Consider the following 13,973-nt stretch of genomic DNA (forward strand, 5'->3'; position numbering starts at 1 on the left):
TGAAGAAAGGGCACGAGGCCCGAGGAGAAAGTGATGACGAAACTGAGTTTTCAGCTTTACAGCGCCCGCAATTTCCAACCCTATTCGACAATCTTCGAAAAGCTCGGCAAGGCCGGTTATTCGGAAGTCGAAGGTTTCGGCGGCATCTATGCCGAGCTCGATGATGCCGGTTTGAAGAGCCTGCGCGCCGATCTCGACAAGAATGGCCTCGTGATGGCAACTGGCCATTTCAGCCCGGATTTCCTCGAGAACAATGTCCAGCAGTCGCTGCTGATCGCCAAAACGCTCGGCATGGATTCGATCTACGCACCGCATCTTGCCGCAGACCAGCGCCCGGCGGACGGCGCCGGCTGGCTCGCCTTCGGCAAGCGCCTGCAGGAGATGGCCAAGCCCTACAAGGATGCCGGCTACGCGTTCGGCTGGCACAACCACGACTTCGAATTCGTGAAGCTTGCCGACGGTTCGCTGCCGATCGAGCGCATCTTCGAAGGCGCGCCCGGTATTTCCTGGGAAGCGGACATCGCCTGGGTCGTCCGCGGCGGCGGCGATCCCTTCGCCTGGATCGAAAAGCTTGGCTCCCGCATCACCGCTGTCCACGTCAAGGACATCGCGCCGGTCGGCGAGAACAAGGACGAGGACGGCTGGGCCGATGTCGGTCACGGCACGCTTGCCTGGCCGAAGCTGATCGCGGCGCTGAAAGCCACCAACGCGAAGCATTACGTCGTCGAACACGACAATCCGAGCGACATCGACCGCTTGATTGCCCGCTCGATCGCATCCTTCAAGACCTACTGAGGCAAACCATGACCAAGGAACTTGGCGTCGGCATCATCGGATGCGGCAACATCTCCACGACCTACCTTTCGCTTGCGCCCCTTTTCAAGGGGCTGAAAATGCTCGCCTGCGCGGATATCAACGTGCAGGCGGCCGAACTGCGTGCCGAGGAATACGGCGTCACCGCCCAGACGATCGAGCAGCTTCTCGCCAATGACGAGATCGACGTCGTCGTCAATCTGACGATCCCCGATGCGCACTATCCGGTCTCGAAGGCAGCGCTTGAGGCCGGCAAGCACGTCTTTTCCGAAAAGCCGCTCGTTCTGACGCTGGAACAGGGCGAGGATCTGCGCCGCATCGCCAAGGAAAAGAAACTCTCCGTGGGCTGCGCGCCGGATACCTTCCTCGGCGGCGCGCACCAGCTTGCCCGCAAATATGTGGACGAGGGTGGCATCGGCCGCATCACCTCCGGCTCCTGCTATGTCATGGGGCCGGGGATGGAGATGTGGCATCCGAACCCGGACTTCTTCTTCCTGCCGGGTGGCGGTCCCATCCTCGATATGGGGCCGTACTACATCGCCAATCTCATCAATTTCATCGGCCCGGTGAAGCGCGTCGGTGCGATTACGTCCATGGCATCGGAGACGCGCACGATCACCAGCCAGCCGCGCCACGGCGAGACGATTCCGGTCAAGACGCCGACGACCGTCCAGGCACTGCTGGAATTCGTCAGCGGCGCGACGGTGACGCTGACGGCAAGCTGGGACGTCTGGTCGCATCGCCATGCCAATATGGAGCTTTACGGCACCGATGGCACCCTTTTCGTGCCGGACCCGAACTTCTTCGGCGGCGCCGTCGAGGCCAGCGGGCGCGACAAGGAGATCAAGCCGCTTGAAGCCTGGGAGCATCCCTTCGGCAAGTTCAACCAGGAAAGCCCGCAGGGCCCGCGCGCCAACTACCGCACGGCAGGCCTTGCCGATATGGTGGCCGCGCTCATCGACGGTCGCGACGCTCGCTGCTCGCTTGAGCGCACGCTGCATGGCGTCGATGTCATGACCTCGATCCTGAAATCGGGCGAGGAGGGCAGGTTCGTTGAACTGACGACGACCTGCACGCAGCCGGCCGCGCTCGGCATCGAAGAGGCCCAGGCGCTCTTGAAGTAGACCTCCAAAGGGCTATTTTCCGCGCGGGCTTTTCCAGCCCGCGCGCACTTTTCCAAAGGATCAGGACCATGAGCTGGCAACCGGCTTCCGACCGCTATTCGAAGATGAAGTATAACCGCACGGGCCGTTCCGGCCTGAAGCTTCCTGCCGTCTCCCTCGGTCTCTGGCACAATTTCGGCGGCGACACGCCGCATGAGCGCAAGGTCGACATGTGCCGCACCGCCTTAGATCTCGGCATCACCCATTTCGACCTCGCCAATAATTACGGCCCGCCGCCCGGCAGCGCCGAGACCGCCTTCGGCGAAATCCTGCGCACCGACTTCGCAGGCCTGCGCGACGAACTCATCATCTCGTCCAAGGCGGGTTACGAAATGTGGTCCGGGCCTTACGGCGAGTGGGGCAGCCGCAAGTATCTGATCGCCTCCTGCGACCAGAGTCTGAAGCGCATGGGCCTCGACTATGTCGACATCTTCTATTCGCACCGTTTCGATCCGGATACGCCGCTCGAGGAGACCTGCGGCGCGCTCGATTATATCGTCCGCTCCGGCCGCGCGCTCTATGTCGGTATTTCCTCCTACAGTGCGCAGCGCACGCGGGAAGCAGCCGCCATCCTCAAGGATCTCGGCACGCCGTGCCTCATCCACCAGCCGAGCTATTCGATGCTCAACCGCTGGGTCGAAGATGACAAGCTGCTCGACACGCTGGACGAGGCCGGCATGGGCTCGATCGTTTTTTCACCACTCGCCCAGGGCATGCTGACGACCAAATATCTCGCCGGCATCCCGGAAGACAGCCGTGCCGCGCAGAACCACTTCCTGAAGCGCGACTTCATCCGACCATCGATCATCGACAACATCCGCAAGCTGAACGGCATTGCCGAACGCCGCGGCCAGACGCTGGCGCAGATGGCGATCGCCTGGGTGCTGCGCGGCGGCCGGGTCACCTCCGCGCTGATCGGCGCCAGCCGCTCGTCGCAGATCGTCGACTGCGCCAAGGCGCTCGACAATCCTGATTTCACGGCGGAGGAGTTGAAGGAGATCGATGTCTATGCCCGCGAGGCCGACGTCAACCTCTGGGCAAAGTCCGCCGAGCGCGAATAAGGAAACGGCAGCGTCCGGAAGGAAACGACCGGGCGCTGGCGAATTGAGTATGATGCACGTGCCGCATTCCGGAGGAGAAGTCTCATGATCCGCAATCCCATTCTGCCCGGTTTCAATCCCGATCCATCCATCTGCCGCGTGGGAGAGGACTATTACATCGCGACCTCGACCTTCGAATGGTATCCGGGCGTGCAGATCCACCATTCGCGCGACCTTGTGAACTGGACACTGGAGCGCCGTCCACTGGAGCGCCAATCGCAGCTCGACATGCGCGGCAATCCCGACAGCTGCGGCATCTGGGCGCCGTGCCTCTCCTATGCCGACGGGCAGTTCTGGCTGGTCTATACCGATGTCAAGCGCTTCGACGGCAACTTCAAGGACGCGCATAACTACATCGTCACCTCGCCGACGATCGAGGGCGAGTGGTCGGAGCCAGTCTACGTCAACTCCTCGGGCTTCGATCCCTCGCTCTTCCATGACGATGACGGCCGCAAGTGGTTCCTCAATATGCAATGGAACCACCGCACGGAGAGCTATGGCGGCGCGCCGAAGCATCCGGCCTTTGATGGCATCCTGCTGCAGGAATGGGACCCGGTCACGAAGGCGCTGAAGGGGCCGATCAAGAACATCTTCGCTGGTAGCCCGCTCGGCCTCGTCGAAGGCCCGCATCTCTTCAAGCGCAATGGCTACTACTATCTCACGACCGCTGAAGGGGGCACCGGCTATGACCATGCGGTCACCATGGCGCGTTCGCGCACCATTGACGGCCACTATGAGATGCACCCGAACATGCATCTCATCACCTCCAAGGACAATCCGGAGGCCGTTCTGCAGCGGGCAGGGCATGGCCAGTATGTCGAGACGCCGGACGGGCAGGTCTATCACACCCATCTTTGCGGCCGCCCGCTGCCACCGAAGCGCCGCTGCACGCTCGGCCGCGAAGCCGCCTTGCAGAAATGCGCCTGGAAGGAAGACGGCTGGCTCTATCTCGAAAATGGCACGGCGGTGCCAGACGTCGAGGTTCCGGGTCTGATGGGCGCAGTCTGCATCGAAAAGCCGGTTCGCACCGAATACAGTTTCGATGGCGGCAAGCTGCCTGCAGATTTCCAGTGGCTGCGCACGCCGCGGCCGGAACGCATCTTCAACCTCACCGACCGCCCCGGCCATCTGCGCCTCATCGCCCGAGAAAGCATCGGTTCATGGTTCGAGCAGGCGCTCGTCGCCCGCCGTCAGGAGCATCACAGCTTCCGCGCCGAGACGGTCGTGGAATTCGATCCCGACACCTACCAGCAGGTCGCCGGGCTGACGCATTACTACAATCGCCACAAGTTCCACGCCGTTGCCGTGACGCTGCACGAAAAGCTCGGCCGCTGCGCCACGATCCTTTCCTGCAACGGGGACTATCCGAACGGCCGCCTCAGCTTCCCCGCGGGCAGCGGCGTCGCCATTCCGGCGGGAGGCCGCGTCCAGCTTTCCATGGAAATCCGCGACAACGACCTGCGGTTCTTCTGGCAGACGGAAGGCAAGGGCGCCTGGCAACCTATTGGCCCGGTTCTCGATGCCGGTGTCGTCTCCGACGAGGGCGGGCGCGGCGAGCACGGCTCCTTCACCGGAGCCTTTACCGGCGTCTTCGCCTTCGACACATCGGGCCGCGCCAAGACGGCCGATTTCGATTGGTTCAATTACGAAGAGCTTTGAAGATGGCACCCGATATCATTATTGAGCCGATCGCCGTCCGGCACATCGAGAACTATCGCCTGGCTGTCGACGTTGTCGCGCGCGAACGCAGATATCTAACCTTCCTGGAGGCACCGCCGCTCGAAGACACGCGGAAATTCGTTCTCGGCATGATCGAGAACAAGCATCCGCAGTTCGTCGCGGTGAAGGATGGCGAGGTGATCGGCTGGTGCGATATCCGCCGGCACCTCTTTCCGTCGCATGCGCACCGGGGATCGCTCGGTATGGGCATCATCCCTGCCCACCGCGGACAAGGCCTCGGATTGCGCCTCATGGAGACGACGTTGAAGCAGGCGAGGGAATGCGGAATCAGACGCGTTGAGCTCAGCGTCCATGCCGACAATGCCCGCGCAATCCGCCTCTACGAGAAGGTCGGCTTCGTCAGCGAGGGCGTAAGCAAGGACGCCGTTCATATTGATGGCCGCTATCTCGACGTCGTCAATATGGCTTTGATCTTCAGTCAGGCTTGAATGCGCGGCCGCTTTAAAATGTGAAGCTAAAATATAAGCATATGCTCGTAAGCTTCGATTTTCATTACGAAAGTTTAACTTAATTTTCAGATTAGGTTCACCTTCGCAGGCCTAGTTTCGGGGCGTATTCAGCACAAGGGATCCCCCGATGAAAAAGATATTCGCAGCCCTGCTTTCCGCCTCCTTCCTGCTTACGCCGATTGCTTTCGCATCGCAGGCGAGTGCCGCCGAACACCGCCGACCGGTCATCGTCGAGAAGAAGGTCGTTGTCCACAAATACCGCTGGACGAAGGGTCATCGCATGACCGCCGCAGAGCGCCGGCACATGGCCGAGGTCCGCGACTACCGCCGCTACCGCCTGTCGCCACCGCCGCGCGGCTACCGGTGGGTCAGGGCCGACAACGACTTCCTGCTCATCGGCATCACGAGCGGCATCGTCTCGAGCATCATCGCGGCTCGATGAGCGAGTGACTTTGGGAGAGGCGCGGGTTGCCTGACCCAGCCCTAACTTAAATGAACCACCTTTGGGCTCTAAAGTCGCTCGCAGCAAAACGCTGCGGGCAGCTTGACCTGCAGCAGAAGAAGACTGTTGCGCGACCACTGCCGACCATGGCCGCAGTCCTCCGAGAGGAAATCATGGAGCCCAGCGTAAGGAAGCTCTTCCAGCGATACGAGAGCCTTTTCAATCGGTCCCTCGGCGGCGACACAAACATGGACGAAGTCGCATCGCTTTATGCTTCCGAGTTCATAGGTGCCGCGCCTGCCGGAGTTATGACCGGGAAGAACGACGATCAATTCAAGCAAGCCATGGCGCAAGGCTATCAGCGCTATCGGGCGATAGGGACGAAGGAGATGCGGATGCGTAATGTCCGCCTCTCGCCCATAGACGCGCATCATTGCGTGGCCCGTGTTGCTTGGACGGCAACCTATGCCCGCAAGGATCAACCGGATGTAGCGATAGATTTTGATGTTCACTACTTCGTCCAAGAGCTGGATGGGGAGCCGAAAGTATTCGGCTGGGTGTCAGGCGACGAGCAGGCGCTTTTAAGGAAGCACGGCATCATCTGAAGTCCGACCGACCACTCGAGCCCAGAACGGCCTTTGTCAGCCGGAGGATGCGGCGGTGAACACCGCCAACTGAGCGTCGAAAGCACGCTTGTAGGCGGGCCGCGCTTCACCGCGGGCGACATAGGCGGAGAGGTTTGGATATTCCTCCAGCAAACTCGATCCTTTCAACCTGCGCAGCACCGTCACCATCAGCAGGTCACCGGCGCTGAACGCGCCGTCGAGCCAATCGGCATCGCCAAGGCGACCGGAAAGGCTGCCCAGCCGTTTCCGGATGCTGTCCTCGAGAAAACGGAGGCGTTGCTCGTACCAAGGCTCGTCGCGCTCGAGGATATTGGCGAGGGCGCGGTCGAAGATCGGCGGCTCCAGCGTGTCGAGCGCGGCAAACATCCATGTGATCGCGCGCGCCCGGGCATTCGCATCGTCTGGCAACAGGCCCGCATGGCGCTCGGCGATATGGAGCACGATCGCCCCCGACTCGAACAGGGCGAGATCGCCTTCTTCGTAGGTTGGAATCTGCCCGAACGGTTGAAGCGCGAGATGCGCGGGTTCCTTCATCGCTTTGAACGAAAGAAGACGAACCTCGTAAGGCTGGCCTACTTCTTCGAGCGCCCAGCGAACGCGCATGTCACGCGCCAGACCCTTGCCGCGATCGGGCGACCGTTCAAATGCGGTAATCGTGATCGTCATTTCTGTTCTCCGTAGCTTGTCTATCTTGAAGACGATTGGCTAAACGAGATTCCGACACTCCATGTCTGCGATCGTCGCTTCATCCGATGAATTTCTCCAGTTTGTATTGTCGCAGATCGTGGAATGGGATGCGGTCCTAGTTGCAAAGCAACTGCAGGCTTTTCTGGAGATTTTCTGGCGCGGATGTGCGAAAGTCGCGGAACGGCACGCAAACAGGGCGGCAACATGTCGGTTTCTCAATCCAGGATTTGCAAGGGCTGCTGGGAGCAGATGCGTCTGCCGGTGCCTCTGCGCGGACCGGCTTCCATTCCCTTCCGCGCCTTCGGCATCCGCCCGAGCCGGATGAATCCGAACACCTGCACGATTTGCGAACTCATGTTCACTCGCGTCATGAAAGCCCGCAAGATCACGGTTGATGTGTCCGTGCTTTTTGCAGATCTGAGAGGCTATACGACGCTTTCGCAGTCGCTTTCGGCCGATGCCGTCTCGTCGCTGCTGGATGATTTCTACGATGAATGTGCCACAGCCATTTGGGAATACGACGGCCTTCTCAACAAGACGGTCGGGGACGCCATCATGGCAATATTCAACTTTCCGATCCGCCGCCAGGACCACGCCGAATGCGCCGTGCGCGCCGCGCGGGAGATTCAGCGCCGCTGCCGGTTGCGTCGTGAACGTCACGTGGCTGAAGGCGCTGGCCTGGACGGAAGCGAACTCGGCATCGGTATCGGCATCGATTCGGGCGAGGCCAGCTTCGGAGAGTTCGGCCGATCGCATCGCGACCTCACTGCGATTGGAACGGTTGTGAATACTGCCGCTCGCGCGCAGTCGGTTGCTGACGCCGGACGGATTCTCGTCACCAAGGCCGTTTGCGAACGGGCGCAGAGCCAAACGGCTGAAAGCGAAGGCCGGGCATACCACCTGAAGGGCTTTGAGACGCCGATTGAGCTTTACTCGATCTGAGCACCGTCGATGTCGGGTCGTTTGAATGCCGCGCATTTAAGAGCCGGGACCGTGACGCGCTTAGCCGGCCTTCCGTTTCCGACGCATCTTTTTGCGCTACAGATAGCCAAGCCTCCTTTGGCGAGCCTCCGCGGGACGCAGCCTCGTTATCAAGCGGCTCGCTCAGCCCCTCGATCGGCGGCAGCGGTTCGCATTCCTCGCAAACGCAACGGAACGGCTTGATTGCTGCGCTCTCATGCGGCACGCAGCGCCCAGCTTGCGAAGGGGTCCGGCAGGTTTCGCCATTTCTCGGGCGTGAAGTTCTCCGATCTGATCAGACAGGCATCGAGTTCGCTTCGGATCCAGTCCTCGTCCATCGGATCGGCGCCGATGAAGACGAGCTCCTGCCTGCGGTCGCCCCAGACGGGGTCGAGATAGGGGCCGATCGCCTTCTCAAAGCCCGGTTCGCGCGGCCACTGCTCCTTCGGAACGGCCGACCACCAAAGCCCCATTTTGCCGGTCCTGACGATCGCGCCCGCCTGGCTGATCTCCCCGACATAATGCGGCCGCGTCGCCAGCCAGAAGAAGCCTTTTGCGCGGATGACGCCCGGCCATGTCCGGTCGAGAAAGGCCTGCAGCTTCATCGGGTCGAACGGCCGCCTTTCGCGATAGACGAAAGAGGTGATGCCATATTCCTCGGTTTCCGGCACATGGTCCTTGAAGCCGTGCAACTCCTTGTACCAGAGCGGATGGGTTTCGGCCTTGTCGATATCGAAACGGCCGGTTCCCAGCACATCCTTCAACGGAACGCGGCCGAAATCTGTCTCGATCAGCTTCGCATCTGGATTGAGCCCGGCGACGATCTTGCGTGCCGCTTCGCGCTGTTCAAGCGTTGCCGTTTCGACCTTGTTCAGCACGACGATATCGGCAAATTCGATCTGTTCGACAAGCAGATCGACGATGGTGCGGTTGTCGCCGTCGCCCGCCGTCTCGCCGCGGTCGGCGAGGAAATCGGTGGAGGCATAGTCAGCCAGGAGATTGGCGGCGTCGACCACCGTCACCATCGTGTCGAGCCGGGCGACATCCGAAAGGCTTGCACCATCCTCGTCGCGGAATTCGAAGGTGGTCGCGACGGGCAGGGGCTCGGCAATCCCGGTCGATTCGATGAGCAGGTAGTCGAACCGTCCTTGGACGGCAAGCTGCCTGACCTCCTTCAGGAGATCGTCGCGCAGGGTGCAGCAGATGCAGCCGTTGGTCATTTCGACAAGCTGCTCTTCGGTGCGCGAGAGGTTCGCTCCGCCGTCCCGCACCAGCGCTGCGTCGATATTCACCTCGCTCATGTCGTTGACGATTACCGCAACGCGCAGGCCTTCGCGGTTGCCGAGCACATGGTTGAGCAGCGTCGTCTTTCCCGCTCCGAGGAAGCCGGACAGCACTGTGACGGGAAGTCTCTTATCCATCGTTCTCTCCATATAAATGTTATAACATTACGCTGTGATATCTGAAAAAGGCGAGCCGAGGCCCGCCCGTTTGGTCTCAGCTTTCACGCGAAAGGCAATCCTTCATGCTGTTGGCGATGCCGCGCATCAGCGTAAAATAGAGATCGGGACCGGCCTCCAGCGTTGCCGCTTCCGGGTCGAGAACGCCGGCTTTCGCATCGGTGCCTTCGATGACGACATTGACCAGGCGTGGCTCGAACTGCGGCTCGGCGAAGACGCAGGTGGCGCCGAGATCGCCGACCTTCTTGTGAATCTCCGAAATGCGCTCGGCGCCGGGCATGGTTTCCGGGCTGACCGTGATCGAGCCGGCAACACGGACGGCATAGCGGTGCTCGAAATACTGGTAGGCGTCGTGGAAGACGATGAAGGGCTTGTCCTTCACGGGCGCCACGATGCCGGTAATTTCCTTGTCGAGCGCATCGATCTTCTCGTCGAGCGCCTTGGCATTGGCCTGGTAGGTTAGCGCATTGGCGGGATCGGCCGCCACCAGCGTCGTGGTGATTTCAGCGGCCAGGGCCTTTGCATTCATTGGGTTGAGCCAGAGATGCGTATCGAATTCGCCGTGACCGTCATCATGCTCGCCTTCCGCATGCGCATCGTGATCGTGCCCCGCCTCCTCGTGCCCGGCCTCCTCGTGCCCGGCCTCTTCGTGCTCGTGTCCGGCTTCCGCCTCGTCGCCGTCATCATGCGGTTCGAAGGCGCCGCCTTCGCGGAACTTCAGCTTCACGAGCCCGGGTGCATCCTCCAGTTCGGCGATGGTGGCACCGGAGCCCAGCGATTCCAGCGGCTTTTCGAGAAAGGCTTCGAGGCCGGGACCGACCCAGAAGATCACCTTGGCATTCTGCAGCGCGCTCGCATCCGACGGCTTGAGATTGTAGGTATGCGGGGAGGCCGCGCCATCGACGATCAGTTCCGGCGTGCCGGCGCCCTGCATGATTGCCGAAACCAGCGAATGGATCGGCTTGATCGAGGTCACGACGGCCGGCGCATCCGCCGCCTTGGATGCCCCGGCCAGCAGGATTGCCGGGATCGCGAGGGTAAGGGCCAGTTTCATGTTCACGCTCCGCTTGAATTGCAGTTGTAATGTTATTACATCAATTGCGTAATGCTATAACGTGTGCGATAGCAGGACGCAACAGCACTGTCGGAAAAATGATGTTATATCCCGCAAACCCTGCCTCAAAGCCGCTGGTTTCCCTTCACAATGTGGGCGTCCGGCGCGACGGCCGCTGGCTCGTTCGCGGTGTGGACTTTTCGATTTCACCCGGCGAGATCGTGACGCTGATCGGTCCGAACGGATCCGGAAAATCGACGAGTGCGAAGGCGGCGATCGGCGTGCTGAAGCCCGACGAGGGCAGGGTGGAGCGCCCAAGCGGCCTCAAAGTCGGCTACGTGCCACAGAAGCTTGCGATCGACTGGACGCTGCCGCTTACCGTCCGGCGCCTCATGACGCTGACTGGCCCGCTTTCCGAACGCGAGATGATGGCAGCCCTCGAAGCCGCCGGCATGGCTCATATGCCGGATGCCGAGGTGCAGCACCTTTCCGGCGGCGAGTTCCAGCGGGCGCTTATGGCGCGCGCCTTTGCTCGCAAACCCGATCTGCTGGTGCTCGACGAACCGGTGCAGGGCGTTGATTTCTCCGGCGAGCTTGCGCTTTACGATCTCATCAAGCAGATCCGCAACTCCACAGGCTGCGGCATCCTTCTGATCTCGCACGACCTGCACGTCGTCATGGCAGAGACCGACACGGTCATCTGCCTCAACGGCCATGTCTGCTGCCGCGGCACGCCGGAGACGGTCAGCCAGAGCCCGGAATATGTGCGTCTCTTCGGCAGCCGCGCGGCAAAGACGCTCGCCGTCTACAGCCACCACCATGACCATACGCACCTGCCGGACGGCCGCGTGCTGCATTCGGATGGTTCGGTGACCGATCATTGCTACCCCGAGGACGGCCACCACCACGATCACGACGATCCGGAGCACAGCCACCATCATCATGCGGGAGAGCGTCATGCTTGACGATTTCTTCGTCCGCGCGATCCTCGCCGGCGTTGGCCTGGCGCTGACCACCGGGCCGCTCGGCTGCTTCATCATCTGGCGGCGCATGGCCTATTTCGGCGATACGATCGCCCATTCGGCACTGCTCGGCGTCGCACTGTCGCTGCTCTTCGAGTTCAACCTGACGCTGGCGGTCTTCGCCGTCGCGGCAACAGTCTCGGTCCTGCTGCTCTTCTTGCAGAAGCGTCAGGCGCTGTCTGCCGACGCTCTACTCGGCATCCTGTCGCATGCCACGCTCGCGATCGGCCTCGTGATGGTCGCCTTCATGAGCTGGGTGCGGATCGATCTCATCGCCTTCCTCTTCGGCGATATCCTTGCCGTCTCGAAGACCGACATCGCGCTGATTTGGGGCGGCGGCCTCTTCGTCGTTGCGGCGATCGCCTGGCTGTGGCGGCCGCTGCTGGCCTCGACCGTCAATCCGGAACTCGCCGAGGCCGAGGGGCTGCAGCCGGAGCGGGCGCGGCTCTTCTTCATGCTCCTGATGGCGGTCGTCATCGCCATCGCCATGAAGATCGTCGGCATCATGCTGATCACCTCGCTGCTAATCATCCCGGCTGCCGCGGCCCGCCGTTTCTCACCGACGCCCGAGATCATGGCCGTTCTCGCATCGCTGATCGGCGCAGTCGCCGTCGTCGGCGGCCTGTTCGGTTCGCTCACCTACGACACGCCATCAGGCCCGTCGATCGTTGTTGCCGCACTCATACTCTTCATCCTCAGCCTGCTGCCGCGGCTGGGGCGCAAAGAACCGCAAGGACAAGGCTCATGAACGCACCGCAACTGACCAAGAACCAGGCGCTGGTCTTCGATGTGCTGGAAAAGGCCGACGGGCCGCTCAGCGCCTATACGATCCTCGACAAGCTGCGCGACCACGGTTTCCGCGCGCCGCTGCAGGTCTATCGGGCGCTGGAGAAGCTGCTCGAATATGGCGTCGTGCACCGGCTGGAGAGCATCAATTCTTTCGTCGTCTGCGCCCATCCGAACGAGAACTGCCACAGCCACGGCTCCGTTGCCTTCGCCATCTGCGAAAGCTGCGGCCAAGTCATGGAATTCCACGACCACGAGGTCGATCACCGGCTGATGGACTGGACGCGCGGCAAGAAGTTCAAGGCCGAGAAGACGACGATCGAAATCCGCGGCCTCTGCGAGCGCTGCGCCGCCTAGCGCAATTCCAGGGGAGCTAGTCGATCCGCTTGAGGTCGCGGGCAAAACGCTGCCAGTTGGCGACGTATTTTTCGGCCGAGCGCTTCAGTCCATCGATTGCCTTTTCGTCGAGCGTCCGGATCGCGCGGGCAGGCGCGCCGACGATCAGCGAGCCATCCGGAAATTCCTTGCCTTCCGTCACCAGCGCATTGGCGCCGACGAGGCAGTTGCTGCCGATCCTTGCACCGTTGAGCACGGTTGCCCCCATGCCGATCAACGAATTGTTGCCGATGGTGCAGCCGTGGACGATCGCATGGTGGCCGATCGTGCAGCCTTCGCCGATCGTCACCGGAAAGCCCGGATCGGTATGCAGCATGGCGCCCTCCTGAATATTGGTGTTCCTGCCGACGGTGACCGGCTCGTTGTCCCCGCGCAGCACCGCGCCGAACCAGATGCCGACGCCTTCGCCGAGCTCCGTCTGCCCGATCACCTGCGCATCCGGCGCAATCCAGTAGAGCCCGCTCGCCGGCAGTTTCGGCGACAATCCTCCAAGTGTGTAGACGGGCATGGCGACCTCCTCAGGCGACGGTGACGGTCAGTGTTGCAATCCCGTCGATGCCGCATTCGACGCGGTCGCCTCTCTTGACGGCGCCGACACCTGCAGGCGTGCCGGTCATGATGACATCGCCGGGCGCCAGGATGAACAGCTTGGAAAGCTCGGCAATGATCTCCGGCGTCTTCCAGATCATCTGGCTGAGGTCGCCGTCCTGAACGCGCTTGTCATTATGGTCGAGCCAGATGCGGCCCGCCTCCGGATGGCCGAGGCGGCTTGCGGGCACGATTGCCGAAACGGGGGCCGAATATTCGAACGCCTTCGCCGCTTCCCAGGGGCGGCCGAGCTTCTTTGCCTCGGCCTGCAGATCACGGCGGGTGAAATCGATGCCGACGGCATAGCCGTAGATGCAGTGGAGCGCCTTTTCGAGGGGAATGTTTGCGCCCCCGGATTTCAGCGCGATCACGCATTCCGCCTCGTAATGCACGTCGTTCGACAGCGGCGGATAGGGAAACGGCTTGCCGGACGGCAGCAGGTTGTCGGCGTTCTTCTGGAAGAAAAACGGCGGCTCGCGGCTCGGATCATGCCCCATCTCGATCGCATGGTCGGCATAATTGCGCCCGACGCAATAGACCCGGCGCACCGGAAAAAGCTCGTTGCTGCCCTCGATGGGAAGCAGGACTGGCTGCGGAAGAGGGATGACGGTGGCGGGATCTGCTGTGGACATGAAAATGCTCTTGTTGTTATCGAGTCCCGCGATCTTAAACGGAAAATCGCAGCCG

The 13,973-nt window shown here is 61.6% G+C and carries 16 protein-coding genes; 11 read left to right on the forward strand and 5 right to left on the reverse strand.

Features of this window, described 5'->3' with window-relative positions; translation table 11 throughout:
- Window positions 1-33: 33 nt before the first annotated feature.
- From N2599_RS06820 to N2599_RS06850, 7 genes are all read left to right on the forward strand, one after another.
- Window positions 34-795, forward strand: a complete 762-nt coding sequence (locus N2599_RS06820) for a sugar phosphate isomerase/epimerase family protein (RefSeq protein ID WP_027513261.1) — start codon at window positions 34-36, stop codon at window positions 793-795.
- An 8-nt stretch (window positions 796-803) separates the two neighbouring features.
- Window positions 804-1,937: a Gfo/Idh/MocA family protein gene (locus tag N2599_RS06825; protein ID WP_027513260.1), complete on the forward strand. Its 1,134-nt coding sequence runs from the start codon at window positions 804-806 to the stop codon at window positions 1,935-1,937.
- A 68-nt stretch (window positions 1,938-2,005) separates the two neighbouring features.
- Window positions 2,006-3,037 carry an L-glyceraldehyde 3-phosphate reductase gene (mgrA, locus tag N2599_RS06830; protein ID WP_027513259.1) on the forward strand — a complete coding sequence of 344 codons (1,032 nt, stop codon included), beginning with the start codon at window positions 2,006-2,008 and terminating at the stop codon, window positions 3,035-3,037.
- An 84-nt stretch (window positions 3,038-3,121) separates the two neighbouring features.
- A complete protein-coding gene (locus tag N2599_RS06835) occupies window positions 3,122-4,735 on the forward strand; it encodes a glycoside hydrolase family 43 protein (protein ID WP_027513258.1) in 1,614 nt (537 codons plus the stop codon).
- A 2-nt stretch (window positions 4,736-4,737) separates the two neighbouring features.
- Window positions 4,738-5,244 (forward strand): GNAT family N-acetyltransferase, encoded by a 507-nt coding sequence (locus N2599_RS06840; protein ID WP_037143851.1) that lies wholly within the window; start codon window positions 4,738-4,740, stop codon window positions 5,242-5,244.
- 148 nt (window positions 5,245-5,392) lie between these two features.
- Complete coding sequence (locus N2599_RS06845) at window positions 5,393-5,707, forward strand: RcnB family protein (protein ID WP_027513256.1); 315 nt, start codon at window positions 5,393-5,395, stop codon at window positions 5,705-5,707.
- A 173-nt stretch (window positions 5,708-5,880) separates the two neighbouring features.
- Window positions 5,881-6,312 (forward strand): DUF6841 family protein, encoded by a 432-nt coding sequence (locus N2599_RS06850; protein ID WP_027513255.1) that lies wholly within the window; start codon window positions 5,881-5,883, stop codon window positions 6,310-6,312.
- A 36-nt stretch (window positions 6,313-6,348) separates the two neighbouring features.
- On the opposite strand, the gene N2599_RS06855 is transcribed toward N2599_RS06850, so the two are convergent.
- Entirely contained in the window at window positions 6,349-6,999 is a 651-nt protein-coding gene (locus N2599_RS06855; RefSeq protein WP_027513254.1) for a glutathione S-transferase family protein, read from the reverse strand.
- 225 nt (window positions 7,000-7,224) lie between these two features.
- Here N2599_RS06855 and N2599_RS06860 point away from each other — a divergent pair, with 225 nt between their 5' ends.
- A complete protein-coding gene (locus N2599_RS06860) occupies window positions 7,225-7,962 on the forward strand; it encodes an adenylate/guanylate cyclase domain-containing protein (protein WP_051336822.1) in 738 nt (245 codons plus the stop codon).
- Window positions 7,963-8,195: 233 nt separating this feature from the next.
- Here N2599_RS06860 and zigA read toward each other — a convergent pair whose 3' ends face one another.
- Entirely contained in the window at window positions 8,196-9,401 is a 1,206-nt protein-coding gene (gene zigA, locus N2599_RS06865; RefSeq protein ID WP_027513252.1) for a zinc metallochaperone GTPase ZigA, read from the reverse strand.
- A 76-nt stretch (window positions 9,402-9,477) separates the two neighbouring features.
- Window positions 9,478-10,494 carry a zinc ABC transporter substrate-binding protein gene (locus N2599_RS06870; protein ID WP_037143845.1) on the reverse strand — a complete coding sequence of 339 codons (1,017 nt, stop codon included), beginning with the start codon at window positions 10,492-10,494 and terminating at the stop codon, window positions 9,478-9,480.
- A gap of 101 nt (window positions 10,495-10,595) precedes the next feature.
- On the opposite strand from N2599_RS06870, the gene N2599_RS06875 reads away from it, so the two are divergent.
- From N2599_RS06875 to N2599_RS06885, 3 genes are read left to right on the forward strand one after another with little or no spacing between them, the layout of a single operon-like run.
- Entirely contained in the window at window positions 10,596-11,459 is an 864-nt protein-coding gene (locus N2599_RS06875; protein WP_027513250.1) for an ATP-binding cassette domain-containing protein, read from the forward strand.
- Window positions 11,452-12,264, forward strand: coding sequence for a zinc ABC transporter permease subunit ZnuB (gene znuB / locus N2599_RS06880; RefSeq protein ID WP_027513249.1), 813 nt, complete (start codon window positions 11,452-11,454; stop codon window positions 12,262-12,264). The genes N2599_RS06875 and znuB overlap by 8 nt, the downstream gene beginning before the upstream one ends.
- Complete coding sequence (locus N2599_RS06885) at window positions 12,261-12,659, forward strand: Fur family transcriptional regulator (RefSeq protein ID WP_027513248.1); 399 nt, start codon at window positions 12,261-12,263, stop codon at window positions 12,657-12,659. The genes znuB and N2599_RS06885 overlap by 4 nt, the downstream gene beginning before the upstream one ends.
- Window positions 12,660-12,675: 16 nt before the next feature.
- On the opposite strand, the gene N2599_RS06890 is transcribed toward N2599_RS06885, so the two are convergent.
- Window positions 12,676-13,206, reverse strand: coding sequence for a gamma carbonic anhydrase family protein (locus N2599_RS06890; protein ID WP_027513247.1), 531 nt, complete (start codon window positions 13,204-13,206; stop codon window positions 12,676-12,678).
- A gap of 10 nt (window positions 13,207-13,216) precedes the next feature.
- Window positions 13,217-13,918 carry a fumarylacetoacetate hydrolase family protein gene (locus N2599_RS06895; RefSeq protein WP_037143841.1) on the reverse strand — a complete coding sequence of 234 codons (702 nt, stop codon included), beginning with the start codon at window positions 13,916-13,918 and terminating at the stop codon, window positions 13,217-13,219.
- Window positions 13,919-13,973: the final 55 nt, after the last annotated feature.

The sequence above is a fragment of the Rhizobium sullae genome, assembly GCF_025200715.1.
GTDB classification, from domain to species: Bacteria; Pseudomonadota; Alphaproteobacteria; order Rhizobiales; family Rhizobiaceae; genus Rhizobium; species Rhizobium sullae.